The 14016-nt window shown below is 71.3% G+C and carries 14 protein-coding genes and 1 pseudogene; 5 read left to right on the top strand and 10 right to left on the bottom strand.

Annotated elements, in window-relative coordinates:
- Positions 1-27 precede the first annotated feature (27 nt).
- Positions 28-177 carry a hypothetical protein gene (locus JOE53_RS13190; RefSeq protein ID WP_204947986.1) on the bottom strand — a complete coding sequence of 50 codons (150 nt, stop codon included), beginning with the start codon at positions 175-177 and terminating at the stop codon, positions 28-30.
- 230 nt (positions 178-407) lie between these two features.
- Positions 408-1286: a LysR family transcriptional regulator gene (locus tag JOE53_RS13195; RefSeq protein ID WP_204947987.1), complete on the bottom strand. Its 879-nt coding sequence runs from the start codon at positions 1284-1286 to the stop codon at positions 408-410.
- A gap of 82 nt (positions 1287-1368) precedes the next feature.
- On the opposite strand from JOE53_RS13195, the gene JOE53_RS13200 reads away from it, so the two are divergent.
- Positions 1369-2595, top strand: a complete 1227-nt coding sequence (locus JOE53_RS13200) for an MFS transporter (protein WP_233449573.1) — start codon at positions 1369-1371, stop codon at positions 2593-2595.
- A 35-nt stretch (positions 2596-2630) separates the two neighbouring features.
- Here the strand turns inward: JOE53_RS13200 and helR are convergent, their stop codons facing one another.
- Positions 2631-4844 carry an RNA polymerase recycling motor ATPase HelR gene (gene helR / locus JOE53_RS13205; RefSeq protein ID WP_309297561.1) on the bottom strand — a complete coding sequence of 738 codons (2214 nt, stop codon included), beginning with the start codon at positions 4842-4844 and terminating at the stop codon, positions 2631-2633.
- A gap of 155 nt (positions 4845-4999) precedes the next feature.
- Here helR and JOE53_RS13210 point away from each other — a divergent pair, with 155 nt between their 5' ends.
- Positions 5000-6049, top strand: a complete 1050-nt coding sequence (locus tag JOE53_RS13210; protein ID WP_204947990.1) for a zinc-binding dehydrogenase — start codon at positions 5000-5002, stop codon at positions 6047-6049.
- Positions 6050-6074: 25 nt separating this feature from the next.
- Here the strand turns inward: JOE53_RS13210 and JOE53_RS13215 are convergent, their stop codons facing one another.
- Positions 6075-6749, bottom strand: a complete 675-nt coding sequence (locus JOE53_RS13215; protein ID WP_204947991.1) for a Type 1 glutamine amidotransferase-like domain-containing protein — start codon at positions 6747-6749, stop codon at positions 6075-6077.
- Between the two features lie 81 nt (positions 6750-6830).
- Here JOE53_RS13215 and JOE53_RS13220 point away from each other — a divergent pair, with 81 nt between their 5' ends.
- Complete coding sequence (locus JOE53_RS13220) at positions 6831-7256, top strand: NUDIX hydrolase (protein ID WP_204947992.1); 426 nt, start codon at positions 6831-6833, stop codon at positions 7254-7256.
- Between the two features lie 22 nt (positions 7257-7278).
- Here the strand turns inward: JOE53_RS13220 and JOE53_RS13225 are convergent, their stop codons facing one another.
- Together JOE53_RS13225 and JOE53_RS13230 are read right to left on the bottom strand one after the other, a co-directional pair.
- Entirely contained in the window at positions 7279-8760 is a 1482-nt protein-coding gene (locus JOE53_RS13225) for an SDR family oxidoreductase (RefSeq protein WP_204948258.1), read from the bottom strand.
- Between the two features lie 104 nt (positions 8761-8864).
- Complete coding sequence (locus tag JOE53_RS13230) at positions 8865-9542, bottom strand: hypothetical protein (RefSeq protein ID WP_204947993.1); 678 nt, start codon at positions 9540-9542, stop codon at positions 8865-8867.
- 75 nt (positions 9543-9617) lie between these two features.
- On the opposite strand from JOE53_RS13230, the gene JOE53_RS13235 reads away from it, so the two are divergent.
- Positions 9618-10238 carry a TMEM175 family protein gene (locus JOE53_RS13235; RefSeq protein ID WP_204947994.1) on the top strand — a complete coding sequence of 207 codons (621 nt, stop codon included), beginning with the start codon at positions 9618-9620 and terminating at the stop codon, positions 10236-10238.
- A 3-nt stretch (positions 10239-10241) separates the two neighbouring features.
- Here JOE53_RS13235 and JOE53_RS13240 read toward each other — a convergent pair whose 3' ends face one another.
- Both JOE53_RS13240 and JOE53_RS13245 read right to left on the bottom strand, forming a co-directional pair.
- On the bottom strand, positions 10242-10577 hold the full coding sequence (locus JOE53_RS13240; RefSeq protein ID WP_204947995.1) for a hypothetical protein: 336 nt from the start codon (positions 10575-10577) through the stop codon (positions 10242-10244).
- 192 nt (positions 10578-10769) lie between these two features.
- Positions 10770-11178, bottom strand: a pseudogene (locus JOE53_RS13245) (alpha-amylase family glycosyl hydrolase); the annotation flags it as partial.
- Between the two features lie 197 nt (positions 11179-11375).
- Between JOE53_RS13245 and lgt the strand changes: the two are divergent.
- Positions 11376-12290, top strand: coding sequence for a prolipoprotein diacylglyceryl transferase (lgt, locus tag JOE53_RS13250; protein WP_204947996.1), 915 nt, complete (start codon positions 11376-11378; stop codon positions 12288-12290).
- Positions 12291-12631: 341 nt separating this feature from the next.
- On the opposite strand, the gene JOE53_RS13255 is transcribed toward lgt, so the two are convergent.
- A complete protein-coding gene (locus tag JOE53_RS13255) occupies positions 12632-12967 on the bottom strand; it encodes a DUF6804 family protein (RefSeq protein ID WP_204947997.1) in 336 nt (111 codons plus the stop codon).
- Positions 12964-14007 (bottom strand): zinc-binding dehydrogenase, encoded by a 1044-nt coding sequence (locus JOE53_RS13260; protein ID WP_204947998.1) that lies wholly within the window; start codon positions 14005-14007, stop codon positions 12964-12966. The genes JOE53_RS13255 and JOE53_RS13260 overlap by 4 nt, the downstream gene beginning before the upstream one ends.
- Positions 14008-14016: the final 9 nt, after the last annotated feature.

The following is a 14016-nucleotide window of genomic DNA, read 5'->3' on the forward strand; positions in this document are numbered from 1 at the left end:
TGCCGAGGCTGTGGTGCCTCGCCGCGCCTACTGCACCGTCCACCAGGCGATGTCGACGAGACAGAGCTCGCCGCCGGCCTCCCGGTAGAAGACGTCGCCTGGATACTGCGCACCCGCGACGACGCCCGACGCAGGCAGCGAGAGGTTGATGCTCCACGTCGGATCATGATGGGCCATCTCGGGCCAGTGGGCGGCGACGAACCGCTCGGGCTCTTGAGCGGTGAGCCCTCCCCGTCCGCCGGATCGCGCACGTCGGGTTGCGATCCCGGGCAGACGAGTGCCGCAGCCTCGCCCGCCGCGGCGGCCGCGATCAGCCTCTGCGTGGTGTCGATGACGTGTGCACCGGCGTCATGCGGCGACTCTGTCCGCCACAGACGGGCACCGCCACGCCCAGCCGCAATGCCCCCTCACCGCTGCCGCAGCGCGGTGGCGAGCTCCTTCGCGTAGCGAGAGCCCTGGGCGGTCGTGCTCCAGGCGATGCCGATCGCGCGCACGCGCTGCGGCTCCAGCGGCAGATAGACGACGCCGGGGTCGTCGCGACCCGGAGTCCGAGGAAGGATCGACACTCCGAGCCCGCCCGCGACCAGGCTGCGCATCGTGTCGATCTCGCTGCTCTCGAAGGTCACGTTCACCGTGACGTCGGCCTCGTCCAGGATGCCGGTGACCGCCGTCCGCAGCTCCGCGATGCGCGAGAAGCCGATGAAGTCGCGCCCCGCCAGCGCGCGCACGTCGACCGGGCCGGATGCCGCCGCGAGCGGGTGACCGGTGGGCACGGCGATGCACAGCGGCTCCTCGGCGAGCGCAAGCCAGCCGATGTCGTCCGAGGTCGCCGACGTCGCCAGCGGTGCCGTGCTCAGAGCGACGTCGATCGTGTCGAGCGCGAGCCAGCCGTAGAGGTCGCGGGCGAAGCCCTGTCGCAACGAGACGCGCACGTCGGGTCGCAGCGCGCGGAAACGCTGGATGACGTCGGGCACCATCCACCGCGCCACCGAGTGCAAGAACCCGACGCGCAGCAGGCGACCCTCGTCGGCGATCAGCTCGGCGTGGCGGCGGGCCGACTCGACCGCGTCGAGGACGCCGGCCGCATCGGCCCGGAAGGCGAGACCGTTGGCGTTCAGCTCGAGCCGCTTGCCGTGTCGCGAGAACAGCGCCATGCCGACCTCGTCTTCGAGGCGGGCCAGCGCGCGCGACACGTTCGACTGGTTGATGCGCAGCTCCGCAGCGGTGTCGCGAGTGTTCTGCGTCTCGGCCAGCGACAGGAAGATGCGGAGGGTCTGCTCGTCCATGACACCGATTATGCGCCGATCGCATCACAAGCGGCATCCGTTTCATTTCCGGCCCATCCGTGACCGGACGACGATGGTCCGCATGGCCGTCACCGTGCTCGATCGCACCCCCACCGGGTCGATCGCGCGCATCGCCGCGGGCACCCCCTCCTACCGACGCGTCGTGGGCCTGCTCGCCGTAGGCGGACTCGCGAACTTCGCGATCATCTACTTCCCGCAACCGTTGCTGCCGGCGATCGCGGCGTCGTTCGGAGTGGATGCCGGGGCCAGCGGACTCACGATCTCGGCGACGACCGCGGCCATGCTGCTCGGCCTGCTGCTGTCGGCGCCGCTGTCCGACCGCATCGGGCGGGTGTCCGCGATGAGCGGATCGCTCGTGATGGCCGGCATCCTCTCGGTGGCGTGCGCGTTCGCACCCACGTGGGAGGCCTTCCTCGCCCTCCGCGCCGCGGGGGGCCTGGCACTGGCGGTGCTGCCGGCCGTCGCGCTCGCGTACCTGCGCGACGCCGTCCGCGACGACGCGCACGGACGCGCCAATGCGCTGTACATCTCGGGCACGGCCCTCGGCGGCGCCGTGGGCCGGCTCGCGCCGCTGCCGCTCGCGACCCTCGGCGGCTGGCAGCTCGTGAGCACCGTGCTCGGTGTGCTCAGCGTCGTCGTGGGCGTGCTGGTCTGGTTCGCGCTCCCCCGCGACGGCGCCGCCCCGCTGCCGCTGCGGATCGGTGACCTGCTCGGCGGCACGGTCGCCTCCCTCCGCGACCCCGTCATCCTCGCCGTGTGCGTCGCGGGGGCGCTCGCGATGGCGACCTTCGTCGGGCTGTACAACGCGGTGCCGTTCCGGCTGGATGGCCCGCCGTTCTCGCTCGGCGCGGCAGAGGTGTTCGTCTACGTCGCCTACCCCCTCGGCATCCTCGCGCCGGGCCTGTTCCACCGGATCTCGAGACGCCTCGGCCGCGCGGTCACCTCGCTGCTGGGCGCGCTCGCGATGCTCGCCGCGATCGGCCTGGTGTTCTGGCCGGACGTCATCGCGGTGTTCGCGGGTCTCGGACTTCTGACGGCGGCCTTTCTCGGAACGCACTCGATCCTCAGCGGGTGGGTCGTCGCGCGCGCTCAGGCGGTGGGGCGCAGCACCTCGCGGGCATCGAGCGCCTACCTGCTGACCTATTACCTCGGCAGCACGGTGTCGGGCGCGGCATCCACACACCTGTTCGCGAGCGCCGGCTGGACGGCCGTCGTCCTTCTCGCGGCGGGGCTGACGACGCTGTGCGCTGCGCTCTTCGTCGCGCTGCGCGTGCGCCGCGCCGGCTGAGCAGGGCGCCGACGGGAGCTCCGCGGCACCCCGCCCTACGAGAGCACGACGAGGCGCTGGGTCGCCCGGGTCATCGCGACGTAGCGGTCGACGGCGCCCGAGACGCCGTCGCCGAACCGGTCGGGGTCGACGAGCACGACCAGGTCGAACTCGAGCCCCTTCACCCGCTGCGCATCGAGCGCGGCCACGCGCGGGCGCGGCACGAAGGCGGGCGCGCCGATCACCACCGCTGTGCCGTCGGCGCTCTCGCGTTCCCAGGCGTCGACGATCGCGTCGAGGTCGCGGCGCGAGCCGTAGCTCACCGGGACTCCCGTGCTGCGGATCGACGCGGGGACGTTGGCGTCGGGCAGCGTGGCGCGGATCACCGGACCCGCGACATCCATCACCTCGCTCGGCGTGCGGTAGTTGACGGTGAGCGTCGTCACGTGCGAGCGGTCGATCCCGACGCGCGTGAGTCGATCGTCCCAGCTCTCGGCGAACCCGCGTCTTGCCTGCGCTCGATCCCCGACGATCGTCAGGCTGCGCGAGGGGCACCGCTGCAGCAGCATCCGCCATTGCGCGTCGGTGAGCTCCTGCGCCTCATCGATCACGAGATGCGCGAACGGCCCGGCGAACGGCTCGCGATCGGATGCCGTGGGCTGCGCGAGCGTGCGGCGCAGGTCCTGACCGCGCAGCATCGACATGAGGCGCAGGTCGCCATCGTCGGCGGCGATGAGGTCGCTGACGACGTCCGACATCACCCGATGCTCCTCGGCGGCCGCGCGTCGGTCTCGGCGCGCACGCACCTCGCTGTGCGGGTCGCCCACGCTGCGGCGCGCAGCGTCCAGCAGGGGCAGGTCGACGTCGGTCCATCGCGTCGGAGCGCCGCGCGTGATGAGCACGTCGACCTCGACAGCGCTCAGCCACGGCGCGCAGCGCCGCAGCATCTCTCCCGTCGTGAGCAGACCGCACAGCAGCGCATCGGGATCCAACAGCGGCCAGGCCCGGTCGAAGAGCGCCTGCAGCTCCTCGTCGTTCTCGAGCGTCTCGCGCGTCGACTCGTCCGCGTCCCAGCCCGCCCCGTAGGCGTCGAAGTCGTCACCGGAGCGGGGCGAGGAACGGGACGCCTCTCCCCAGCCCTCGCCCCACCCGTCGCCGCCTCCTCCGCCGTCGCGCAGCTCGTCGTCGACACGGTCTTCCAGAACGTCGAGCAGACGCTCCCACGCGTGCACACGAAGCGCATTGTGCGGCAGGCCGTCGGCGTCGGCGAACACCTCCGACCACTCCGCGGGGCCCAGCACGACGGCGCCCCATGCGGTCTCGATCGGCGTGCGTCGCCGCGGCGGGCGTTGCCAGAGACGCACGGCGGCTCCGACGGCGTCCACGACACGGCCGTCGCCGAGCAGACGGCGAACCTCCGGATCGTCCTCCTCCCCCACATCGCCGCCGTCGACGAGGTCGTTCACCGCGCAGACCAGTGCGCCGTCCTCGCCGAGGCTCGGCAGCACGTCGTCGACGTAGTCGACATAGGGGCGGTGCGGTCCAACGAACAGCAGTCCGCCGCCCCCCGACTGCACACGCGGATCGGCGTAGAGCAGATACGCCGCGCGGTGCAGCGCCACGACGGTCTTGCCGGTTCCGGGGCCGCCGTCGACGACGAGCGCGCCCCGGGAGTCGGCGCGGATGATGGCGTCCTGATCGGACTGGATCGTCGCCAGCACGTCGCGCATCTTCGGCGACCGGCTCTCGCCGAGACTGGCGATGAAGGCGGACTGGTCGTCGAGGGCCGCGCGGTGATCGATGCCGTCGTCGGCGAAAACCTCGTCCCAGTAGTCCACGACGCGCCCCTCGCGCCACCGATACCGGCGTCGACTGGTGAGCCCGAGCGGATGCGCCGCCGTCGCGGCGAAGAACGGCGCGGATGCCGGGGCCCGCCAGTCCATCAGCAGCCGCTCCTCCGCGGCATCCGCGAGGCCGAAGCGTCCGATGTAGGTGACGATGCCCTCCTCGTCGACCATGCGACCGATGCACGCGTCGAGGCCGAACCGGCGAAGGATGCGCAACCGCGCCGACAGGCTCCGCACCTCCAGATCGCGTTCGAGTGCGCGCTGGCCTCCGTTGACGGCTTCGTGCCGGAGCGCGACCAGCCGCGTCTGGGTGCGCTCGACCTCGGCGGCCAGCACCCTCGCGATCGCCGCGAACTGTCGTTCGTCGCGGTCGATGAGCGCGGGGTCGGCCTTCCGCCGAAGCCGCGATGGAAGATCGAACACGCTTTCCTGAGACTTTTCGCTCGGCATCCCACTCCCCCTCTGGCGCCGAAAAGCCGACGCGACCTGCGATTCTGCCTCACGCAGGGGGCCTTGCGGCAAGTCCCCCTGCGCGCGGGATAATGGAAAGGGCACCCCGGATGGCGTGAAATGTACTCATGCGAGCAACCGTCATGTACGGCGCGGGAGACGTCCGCGTCGAGAACGTCCCCGATCCCGTCATCCAGCAGCCGACCGATGCCGTGGTGCGCATCGTCCGCGCGTGCGTCTGCGGCTCGGACCTGCACCCGTATCACTCGATGACCGAGAGTTCGACGGGCCGGCGGATGGGGCACGAGCTCATCGCCGTCGTCGAGGAGACCGGCGCGGACGTCACCACGGTGCGCCCCGGCGACTTCGTCGTCGTGCCCTTCGTCTACTCCGACAACACGTGCGTCTTCTGCCGTGAAGGGTTCCAGACCTCCTGCCAGCACGGCGGCTTCTACGGCAACGGGCGGGTCGGCGGGCTGCAGGCCGAGCGGGCCCTCATCCCGCAGGCCGATGGCACGCTCGTGGTCGTGCCGGGTGTCGACCCCGACGCGGCATCCGATTCCCTGCTGGCGTCGCTGCTGACACTGTCGGACGTGTATCTGACGGGCTATCACGCCGCGCATCTCGCCCGCGTGCGGCCCGGCCAGACCGTCACGGTCGTCGGCGACGGCGCCGTGGGCCTGTCGGCGGTGCTCGCCGCCCGCACCCTCGGCGCGGAGCGCATCATCCTGATGGGCCGCCACACCGACCGCACCGACCTGGGCGTCGAGTTCGGCGCCACCGACGTCGTCGCCGAGCGCGGCGCCGAGGGTGTCGCCCGGGTGATGGATCTCACCGACGCGCTGGGCAGCCATGTGGTGATCGAGGCGGTCGGGCACATGCCCGCGTATGAGCAGTCCTACGGCGTCGTGCGCCCCGGCGGAGTCATCTCGCGGGTCGGCGTGCCCCAGTACGAGAACGCCCCCGTGGGCTTCGCCTCGCTGTTCGGCAAGAACATCACCCTGACCGGCGGCGTCGCCCCGGTGCGCGCCTACCTCGACGACGCGATCCCCCTCGTGCTCGACGGCACGATCGAGCCCGGCCGCGTGTTCGATCGCATCATGCCGCTCGCCGACGCCCCCGCCGCCTATGCGGCGATGGATTCGCGCGAGGCGCTGAAGGTGATGCTGACGGTCTGAGCCGTCGGAGCGCCCGGCGGCAGGCTCACCCGTTGAGCAGCTCCCAGTTGCCCTCGGAGATCACGTCGACCTCGCCGTCGACGACACGGATCGCCGTCTGGTCGTCGATCGCGTAGGCACGGCCGCCGATGCCCTCCGCCCACCGGTGGGCCGCCGCGGTCGTGTTTCCGGTCCAGCCCGGGTAGTCCAGGTGCGGGAAGATCGAGAAGTCGACCAGCCCCAGCGTCTGGTCGGTGCCACCCGGATGCCGGTCGACGAACTCCGGTCCGATACGCGGCGTGAGGGCCATGCTGCCCGCGCTGATGCCGACCCAGACGGTCTCATGCAGCTCCGGCAGGAGGTCGGCCAACCCCGAGGTGCGAATCCACTCGGCCAGGTACACCGCCTCGCCGCCGTCGACGAGCAGCGCATCGGCCTCGCGCACCCACGGCATCCATCGCTCCGGCGCGATCGTCGGCAGGGCGGTGAGCTCGAGCACCCCCACGGAGCGCCAGCCGAGCTCGACGGGACTGTGGATGCCGCCCGGCCACCGCCCCGCCGTCGAACGCCACACCGTCTCGGGCGAGCACATCGGCTGGCCCCACTGCGCCGTCGGGATGAACAACGCGGAACTGTCGGCAATGGGTGTGCCGAGCAGGTCTTCGAGCGCGGTGCGGATGCTGTCGTTGGTGACCCCGCCCGAGGTCAGCAGAAGCTTCATGCGCCCAGTCAATCGCGTACGGCGGCGCGCGGCCAGGGGGTGAGCCTCCGCCTGCCGGCGGTGCAGTGTTAGCGTTCGAGAGTGACCTCGACGCCGCCGGCCCCCGACTCCGCGACTTCTCGCTCGATCCGCGTGTCCGCGGCTGTCATCACCGACGTCGACGGACGGCTGCTGCTCGTGCGCAAGACGGGGACGACCGCGTTCATGCAGCCGGGCGGCAAGCCGGAGGCGGGCGAGGATGCCGCGCAGACCCTCATCCGCGAGCTCGCCGAGGAGATCGGGCTGCGCCTGCAGCCGACCGACCTCACGCCGCTCGGCGAGTTCACCGCCCCGGCCGCCAACGAGCCGGGCTTCGCCGTCGTCGCCGACGTCTTCCGCGTCGACATCGGCGATCAGCAGCCCGTGACGGATGCCGAGATCGAGGAGCTGCGCTGGGTCGACCGGGGCTCGGCATCCGCTCTGGAGGTCGCCCCTCTCGCCGCGGCCTACTTCCTGCCCGAGGCTTGAGCGCCGGCGCCGGCCGACCGGCTCACCACGAGCTCTTGCGGTAGTCCTTGAGGAAGATGCCGAAGAGGTCTTCGCCCGCCTCGCCGCGCACGATCGGGTCGTACACGCGGGCGGCGCCGTCGACCAGGTCGAGCGGGGCGTGGAAGCCCTCCTCCGCGAGGCGCACCTTCGTGTAGTGCGGGCGCTCGTCGGTGATCCACCCCGTGTCGACGGCCGTCATGAGAATGTTGTCGGTTTCGAACATCTCGCGAGCGCTGGTGCGCGTGAGCATGTTGAGCGCCGCCTTCGCCATGTTGGTGTGGGGGTGTCCGGGACCCTTGTATCCACGACCGAACACGCCCTCCATCGCCGAGACGTTCACGACGTACTTCCGCCGGGCCGGCGAGGCCGCCATCGCGGGCCGCAGACGCGAGACGAGCAGGAACGGCGCGGTCATGTTCGCGAGCTGCACCTCGAGCATCTCGAGGGGCTCGACCTGGTCGACCGACTGCGTCCAGCTGTTGATGTGGTTCTCGTCGGGCACGAGCCCGCCCGCGTCGATCGCCGTGCCGGCGGCGAGACGCTCGAGCGACGACGACCCGGCGGCCATCGCCTCGGCGGTGAGCTCCTCGGCCGTGCGTGCGGCGGCCGCGAGGATGGGATGGCTCGAGACCGACTGGGCCAGTGCGAGCGGGTGGGCGTCGTTGGTGTGGCCGAAGGTCAGCAGTTCGGGCAGCGGACCCTGCGGCAGCGGCGCGAGCTCGGCATCCACGAGCGGCTTGTACGCCCCGGCGGAGCGACGCACGGTTTGCGCCGCGTTGTTGATGAGGATGTCGAGCGGTCCGTCGGCGGCGACGGCATCCGCGAGGCCGATGACCTGGGCGGGGTCGCGCAGGTCGATGCCGACGATCTTGAGTCGGTGGATCCAGTCGCCGCTGTCGGGCAGTGCCGAGAAGCGGCGGACGGCGTCACGCGGGAAGCGGGTCGTGATGGTCGTGTGGGCGCCGTCGCGCAGCAGGCGCAGTGCGATGTACATGCCGATCTTCGCGCGGCCTCCCGTGAGCAGGGCGCGCCGGCCGGTGAGGTCGGTGCGGGCGTCGCGCTTGGCGTGGCTCATCGCCGCGCAGTCGGGGCAGAGCTGGTGGTAGAACGCGTCGACGATCGTGTACTGCTCTTTGCAGATATAGCAGGCGCGGGGCTTGATGAGCTCGCCCGCGGTCGGAGCCGCGGTGCGGGACGCGAGCGGGATGCCGCGGGTCTCGTCGTCGATGCGGTCGGGCGCTCCCGTGGCGGTCGCGGCGACGACGGCACGATCGGCGTCGGCGATGCGCTGGCGCTTCTCCTTGCGCGACATGCGCTTGACGTCCTTGTACATCTTGCCGGTCTGCCGGCGCAGGGCGATGTAGGCGGGGTCGTCGCGATCGAGCAGGGATGCCGCGTCGATGACGCGCAGCGCGATCTCCAGCTCGTGGGGGTCGATCGCGATGGGGGCCGGGGTCGCCGCGTCGTCCGGGTCGGGCGTGATCTCGGTGTCTGCAGGCGTTTCGGGCACGAGGGATTTTATCGGACGCGGCTGAGCGCGAGCCCGACGGGACGAGAGGTGCGGGGCGTCCGGCGCGTCCCGGGGCCTCAGCCCGCGATGCCGAGCAGCTGCTTCGCCGCGGCGACAGCCGGTGCGCCGAAGAGACGCGGGTCTTCGTTGAGCGCACCCGAGCTGATCGAGACGCCCACTCCCGGCATGTCGACGAGCGTGCCGTAGATGCGGAGGTCTCCCGTGGACTTCGTGCCGTAGGCGATGCCGCCCCGCGCCTCGACGGCCGCATCGGCGATGTACTCCGACCCGATGGCGGCGATGTCCTCCTTCTTGGGCACATCGCCGGCTCCGTTGTTGGTTGTCACCGTGAGCAGAACGGTGTTCACGTAGTCGCCGGTCGTCGACATCCAGTTGCACTGCACGGTGCCGTCTTCGTTGCTCTGTTCGCCGAGTTCGAGTCCGTCGATCGCCGAGCCGAGCACAGAGCCCATGGCGGCGCAGTCGGGGTAGCGGGCGAGCACATCGGCGAGCGCCATGCTGGGTGCGGCCGGCGCAGCGCCACCGCCGGCATCTCCGCCCCCATCCCCGTCCCCATCGCCGGGGTCGCTCGCGCCGTCCGACGGCGCACTCGTGCCGCCACCGATGGCTCCGGACGCAGAGACCGAGGGCGACGCAGCCGTTCCGCTTCCGGCGGCGCATCCCGCGAAGGCGAGAGCTCCGGCGGCGACGAGGAGGGCGAAGGCGGCACGGGAAACGAGGCGGGGGGCTGTCACCCCGGCATCCTAGCCATCCGCGTGAGCCCGCCTCGGAAGGTCTCCACAGCCCCTCTGCCCCGCGAGCCTGGCGCCATGTCCGCAGAGCAGATCGACGATGGCGCCCACGGGGCCGCTCAAGGCGAGAAGGCCCTCGACCGGCTCGTCGCGTTCAGCGATGCGGTCGTCGCGATCGCGATCACTCTCGTCGTGCTGCCCCTGGTGGATAAGGCGATGGATGCCGAGTCGGCGTCGGCCTTCTTCGCCGACAACGTGACCGGGATGATCTCTGCGGCGCTGAGCTTCGTGGTGATCGCGGCCTTCTGGCGCGCCAACCACGTGATGTTCGTGCATGCCCACGGCTACAACCGCCTGGTCGGCCGCCTGCAGACCCTCTGGCTCGCGACGATCGTCTTCCTGCCGGTCGCGACGGCACTCGATCTCGCCGGGCCGGGTACAGACCGGGTCGGGCTGGGGGCATACATCGGAACGATGCTGCTGGGCGGGGTGATCCTGCGCGTGCAGGCGATCGCGCTGCAGCGGGCGGGGCTGAGCGACCGTGCACCCGCACCGCCGCTGAGGCACTGGATCGGCGCGATCCTGATGGCGGTCGCGCTCGTGCTCGTGCTGCTGTTTCCTGAGTACGGCGCTCTCTGGCTGCTCGTCCTGCTGCTGGAGATCCCCCTCGGCCCCCTGCTGAGCCGCCGGCCCCGCTGACGCTCAAGATCCCATCGCCGCCTGGAAGAGTCTGAGCGCTATCAACAGCCCCGCCACGATGCCCGCACTGGCGGCGAGCGGAACCCCGGTGAGATCCTTCTCCGTCCGCCGCGCGAAGCGTGCCGCCGCTGCGGTGCAGACAAACATCACGACGGCGACGAGGTAGTAGACGACGCCCGCGAAGTCGGCGCCTGACCAGTCGCAGCGAGGCGCACATGCGCCCCCGGCGAAGATCGTGCTCCCGACCCAGATCGCGGTCGTGATCGCGAAAGCGACGACCTGGATGACGGCGACGGCAAGAACGGATGCCGCGGCACTCCTGCCTGACCTTGTGCTCATCGGCTCAGTTTGTCGTTCTCGGTCGACGCCACGCTCCCGTTGAACGCATCGATCGGGTCGCTCGCGCCGTCCCCGCCTGAACAGCAAGGGATGCCGGGCGACACGCCGCGGCATCCCTCACCCACCCCCGCGTGTCGACGGCGATCCCTTGCAGTTCGGCACCCGCCCCCACCCGCAACGCGACCGGCCGGATCAGCCCCCCGTGATCCAGACCGTCGTCTCCCCCGGCACGGTGTCGCCGTCGAGCGGAGTGCTCGACAGCACGACACGCCGCAGGGCGAGGGCCCGGCGGTAGAGCGAGAGGGTGGATGCCGGGTCGCTCTCCTCCGCCTCGACCGACGCGTCCGCGAACCACGACGGCTGCGGCAGGTGCGCACCCCCCGAACCGAAACCGAACGAGGAGCCCTCGCGGGTCCACGTCAGCGGCACGCGGCATCCGTCACGTCCGTACTGCTCCTAGTGGGTGCGGAAGAAGGTCGGGTCCTGCCGCTGGTCGGCGGGGATCTCCGCCACCTCGTGCAGGCCGAGCTCCTCTCCCTGATAGAGATACGCCGATCCCGGCAGCCCCAGCAGGAAACAGCGACGCCGCCCGCCCGCGCCGACTGATCGCGCCGCTCCCCCCGCGCCCCCCGCGCGTCAGTGGAACGCCCATTCCCGACCCGAACTGCAAGGGATGCCGAGCGACACGCCGCAGCATCCGGGCCTGACCCCGCCTGTTGCGGTCGACGCCTTGCAGTTCGGTCACCGCGGAACGGAACCCCGAGCCCCCCGGGCCAACTCATACCCGGCAGGCACATAATGGCGGGCGTGCGCCTGAGCATCCCGAGCCCCGACCTCAGCTGGTCCAGCTTCCACGTCGGCCCGCTGACGATCCACGTCTACGCCCTGTGCATCATCGCGGGCATCATCGCCGCGGTGATCATCACCGAGCGGCGGCTGCGCGCCCGCGGGGTGCCGGCGGGCACCGTGCTCGACGTGGCGCTGTGGACGGTTCCCCTGGGCATCGTGGCGGCTCGGATCTACCACGTGCTCACGCACATGGGCGACTACTTCGCCCCCGGCGACAATCCGTGGGCGGTCGTCGCGATCTGGGACGGCGGCAACGCCATCTACGGATCGATGATCGGCGGCGCGATCGGCATCTACATCGCCACGCGGCGCGCCGGCATCCGCTTCTTCGCCTTCGCCGATGCGCTCGCGCCGGCGCTGCTGGTCGCGCAGGCGATCGGGCGGCTCGGCAACTACGTCAACCAGGAGCTTTTCGGCCTGCCGACGACGCTCCCGTGGGGGTTGGAGATCTCCCCCAACGCGCCGATGTTCCCGCACGGCGTCGCGCCCGGCACGCTCTTTCACCCGCTGTTCCTCTACGAGATGATCTGGAACCTCATCGGTGCCGCGCTCATCATCCTCCTCGAGCGCACGGTGCGTCTCGGCTGGGGCCGCAGCATCGCGGCGTACTTCATCTGGTACGGCCTGGGTCGCAGCTGGCTGGAGGCGATCCGCATCGACCCCACGAGCGACGCACCTCTCGGCATCCCGGCGAACATCTGGGCATCGTTCGCCGTCGTGCTGCTGGGCGTCGCGATCTTCGTCGTGCAGACGGTGCGCCATCGTGGCGAGCCCGATACGTCGCCGCTCACCGCCGCGGAGCAGCAGCGGCAGGATGCCGAGAAGCTCGCCGTGACCCGCGAGGACGCACCGCAGCCGTCGTGACGAGCGCCGCCCCACCGGGGGGCTGACGTGGACGCGTCCCGCGGGAGCTCAGCTCGGTGCGTCCGCGCCGAACGCTGCTGCGCCTGGACCGTGGAGGTGCCCCGTCGCGGGATCGACCCAGTTGCCGGAGCCTGTCATGCGGTGCCAACGCGTGTGGAACGCGAGGTCGGTGTCAAGGACCCGTCAATCTATCCGTGTACAACTCCGGAGTTTTGGCGACGGCGAGCCCCGAAGGGGCGCTGAACCGGCAGACAGCCCGAGATTTCCGGAGTTATGAACGCACGGCCGGAGTAACTCCACCCGAGAGGGCCGGCGCCAGCAGCGGCAGGATGCCGAGGCGCTCAGTCCCGCGGGGTCTTGATCATCGCGCCCGCGACGAGGAACACGATGGCGGCGGCCGGCTGCACGAGCGACCAGACCAAGCCGTCGAACCCGAACGGGATGACGGGGTTCCAGGCCACCGCGATCACGGCGAACACCGCCGCCCACACCCATTGACGCGCCTGCACGGCGAACCAGCCGACGATCAGCGCCAGGATCGCGGCGACGAAGAGCACCACGATCCCCCAGCCCGCCGTCAGCAGCACGGGCGCGAGGAACAGCACGGCGGCGGCAAGCAAGGCCGGCGCCAGGGCGTTGCGCTGGAAGGTCGGCTCGGTGCGCTTCGTCCCGCTCATGCGAGAACTCCCGGATCGATCATCGTCATACCGGCAAGCGTGGCACGGTCGAAGGTGGGCAGTAGCGCCGCGGCCTCGGCGAGCGAGATCGTGCGCTCGATGAGTTCCTGCGGACGCAGGCGTCCCTCGGCGATGAGCTCGAGCATCGCCGGATAGTCGACGGCGGCCATGCCGTGGCTGCCGAGCACGTCGAGTTCCCACGCGATCACGCGGGCCATCGGCATTGCCGACAACCCCGTCTCCGACGGGAGCAGCCCGACCTGCACGTGGCGGCCGCGACGACGCAGGCTCAGCACGGCGTCGGCCGCCGTCTGCTCCGCGCCCACCGCGTCGATCGAGACGTGCGCGCCTCCGCCGGTGATCCGGCGCACGGCATCGGGCACGTCCACCCCGTCGGCGACGACGACGGCATCGGCGCCGAGAGCGGATGCCGCGTCCAGCGCGGCCTGGTTGCGGTCGACGGCCACGACGTGAGCACCGAGCGCGCGGGCGATCATGACGACACTGAGTCCCACCCCACCCGCCCCGACCACGACGACCCACTCGCCGGGTTGCGCGTGCGCGCGTCCGGTGAGCGCACGGAACGCGGTCGCGAAGCGGCATCCGAGGGCGGCAGCGGCGGCGAAGGAGACGTCGTCGGGAATGCGCACGAGGTTGGTGTCGGCGGCGTGCAGCGCAACGCGCTCGGCGAACGAGCCCCAGTGCGTGAACCCGGGCTGCTGCTGATCGGGGCACACCTGCGCGTCGCCCGCGCGGCACCACCCGCATGCCCCGCAGCCGCAGACGAACGGCACGGTCACCCGGTCACCGACGGCGAAACGCTCGACGCCCGCGCCGGTCTCGACGATCACGCCGGCGAGCTCGTGGCCCGGAACGTGCGGCACAGCGATGTCGTCGTGACCCGCCCAGGCATGCCAGTCGCTGCGGCACAGCCCCGTCGCCCGCACCTCGACGACCACGCCGCCGGCGGGTGCGACCGGGTCAGCGACCGCACGCACCGCCAACGGTGCGCCGACGGCATCCATCACCACTGCACGCATCCGGACCCT

The sequence above is a fragment of the Microbacterium laevaniformans genome, from assembly GCF_016907555.1.
GTDB lineage: Bacteria > Actinomycetota > Actinomycetes > Actinomycetales > Microbacteriaceae > Microbacterium > Microbacterium laevaniformans.

Coding starts and splice junctions, on each gene's coding strand:
- JOE53_RS13190 (WP_204947986.1), bottom strand. CDS start 177: ATGGCCCATCATGATCCGACGTGGAGCATCAACCTCTCGCTGCCTGCG.
- JOE53_RS13195 (WP_204947987.1), bottom strand. CDS start 1,286: ATGGACGAGCAGACCCTCCGCATCTTCCTGTCGCTGGCCGAGACGCAG.
- JOE53_RS13200 (WP_233449573.1), top strand. CDS start 1,369: ATGGCCGTCACCGTGCTCGATCGCACCCCCACCGGGTCGATCGCGCGC.
- JOE53_RS13210 (WP_204947990.1), top strand. CDS start 5,000: ATGCGAGCAACCGTCATGTACGGCGCGGGAGACGTCCGCGTCGAGAAC.
- JOE53_RS13215 (WP_204947991.1), bottom strand. CDS start 6,749: ATGAAGCTTCTGCTGACCTCGGGCGGGGTCACCAACGACAGCATCCGC.
- JOE53_RS13235 (WP_204947994.1), top strand. CDS start 9,618: ATGTCCGCAGAGCAGATCGACGATGGCGCCCACGGGGCCGCTCAAGGC.
- JOE53_RS13240 (WP_204947995.1), bottom strand. CDS start 10,577: ATGAGCACAAGGTCAGGCAGGAGTGCCGCGGCATCCGTTCTTGCCGTC.
- lgt (WP_204947996.1), top strand. CDS start 11,376: ATGGCGGGCGTGCGCCTGAGCATCCCGAGCCCCGACCTCAGCTGGTCC.
- JOE53_RS13255 (WP_204947997.1), bottom strand. CDS start 12,967: ATGAGCGGGACGAAGCGCACCGAGCCGACCTTCCAGCGCAACGCCCTG.
- JOE53_RS13260 (WP_204947998.1), bottom strand. CDS start 14,007: ATGCGTGCAGTGGTGATGGATGCCGTCGGCGCACCGTTGGCGGTGCGT.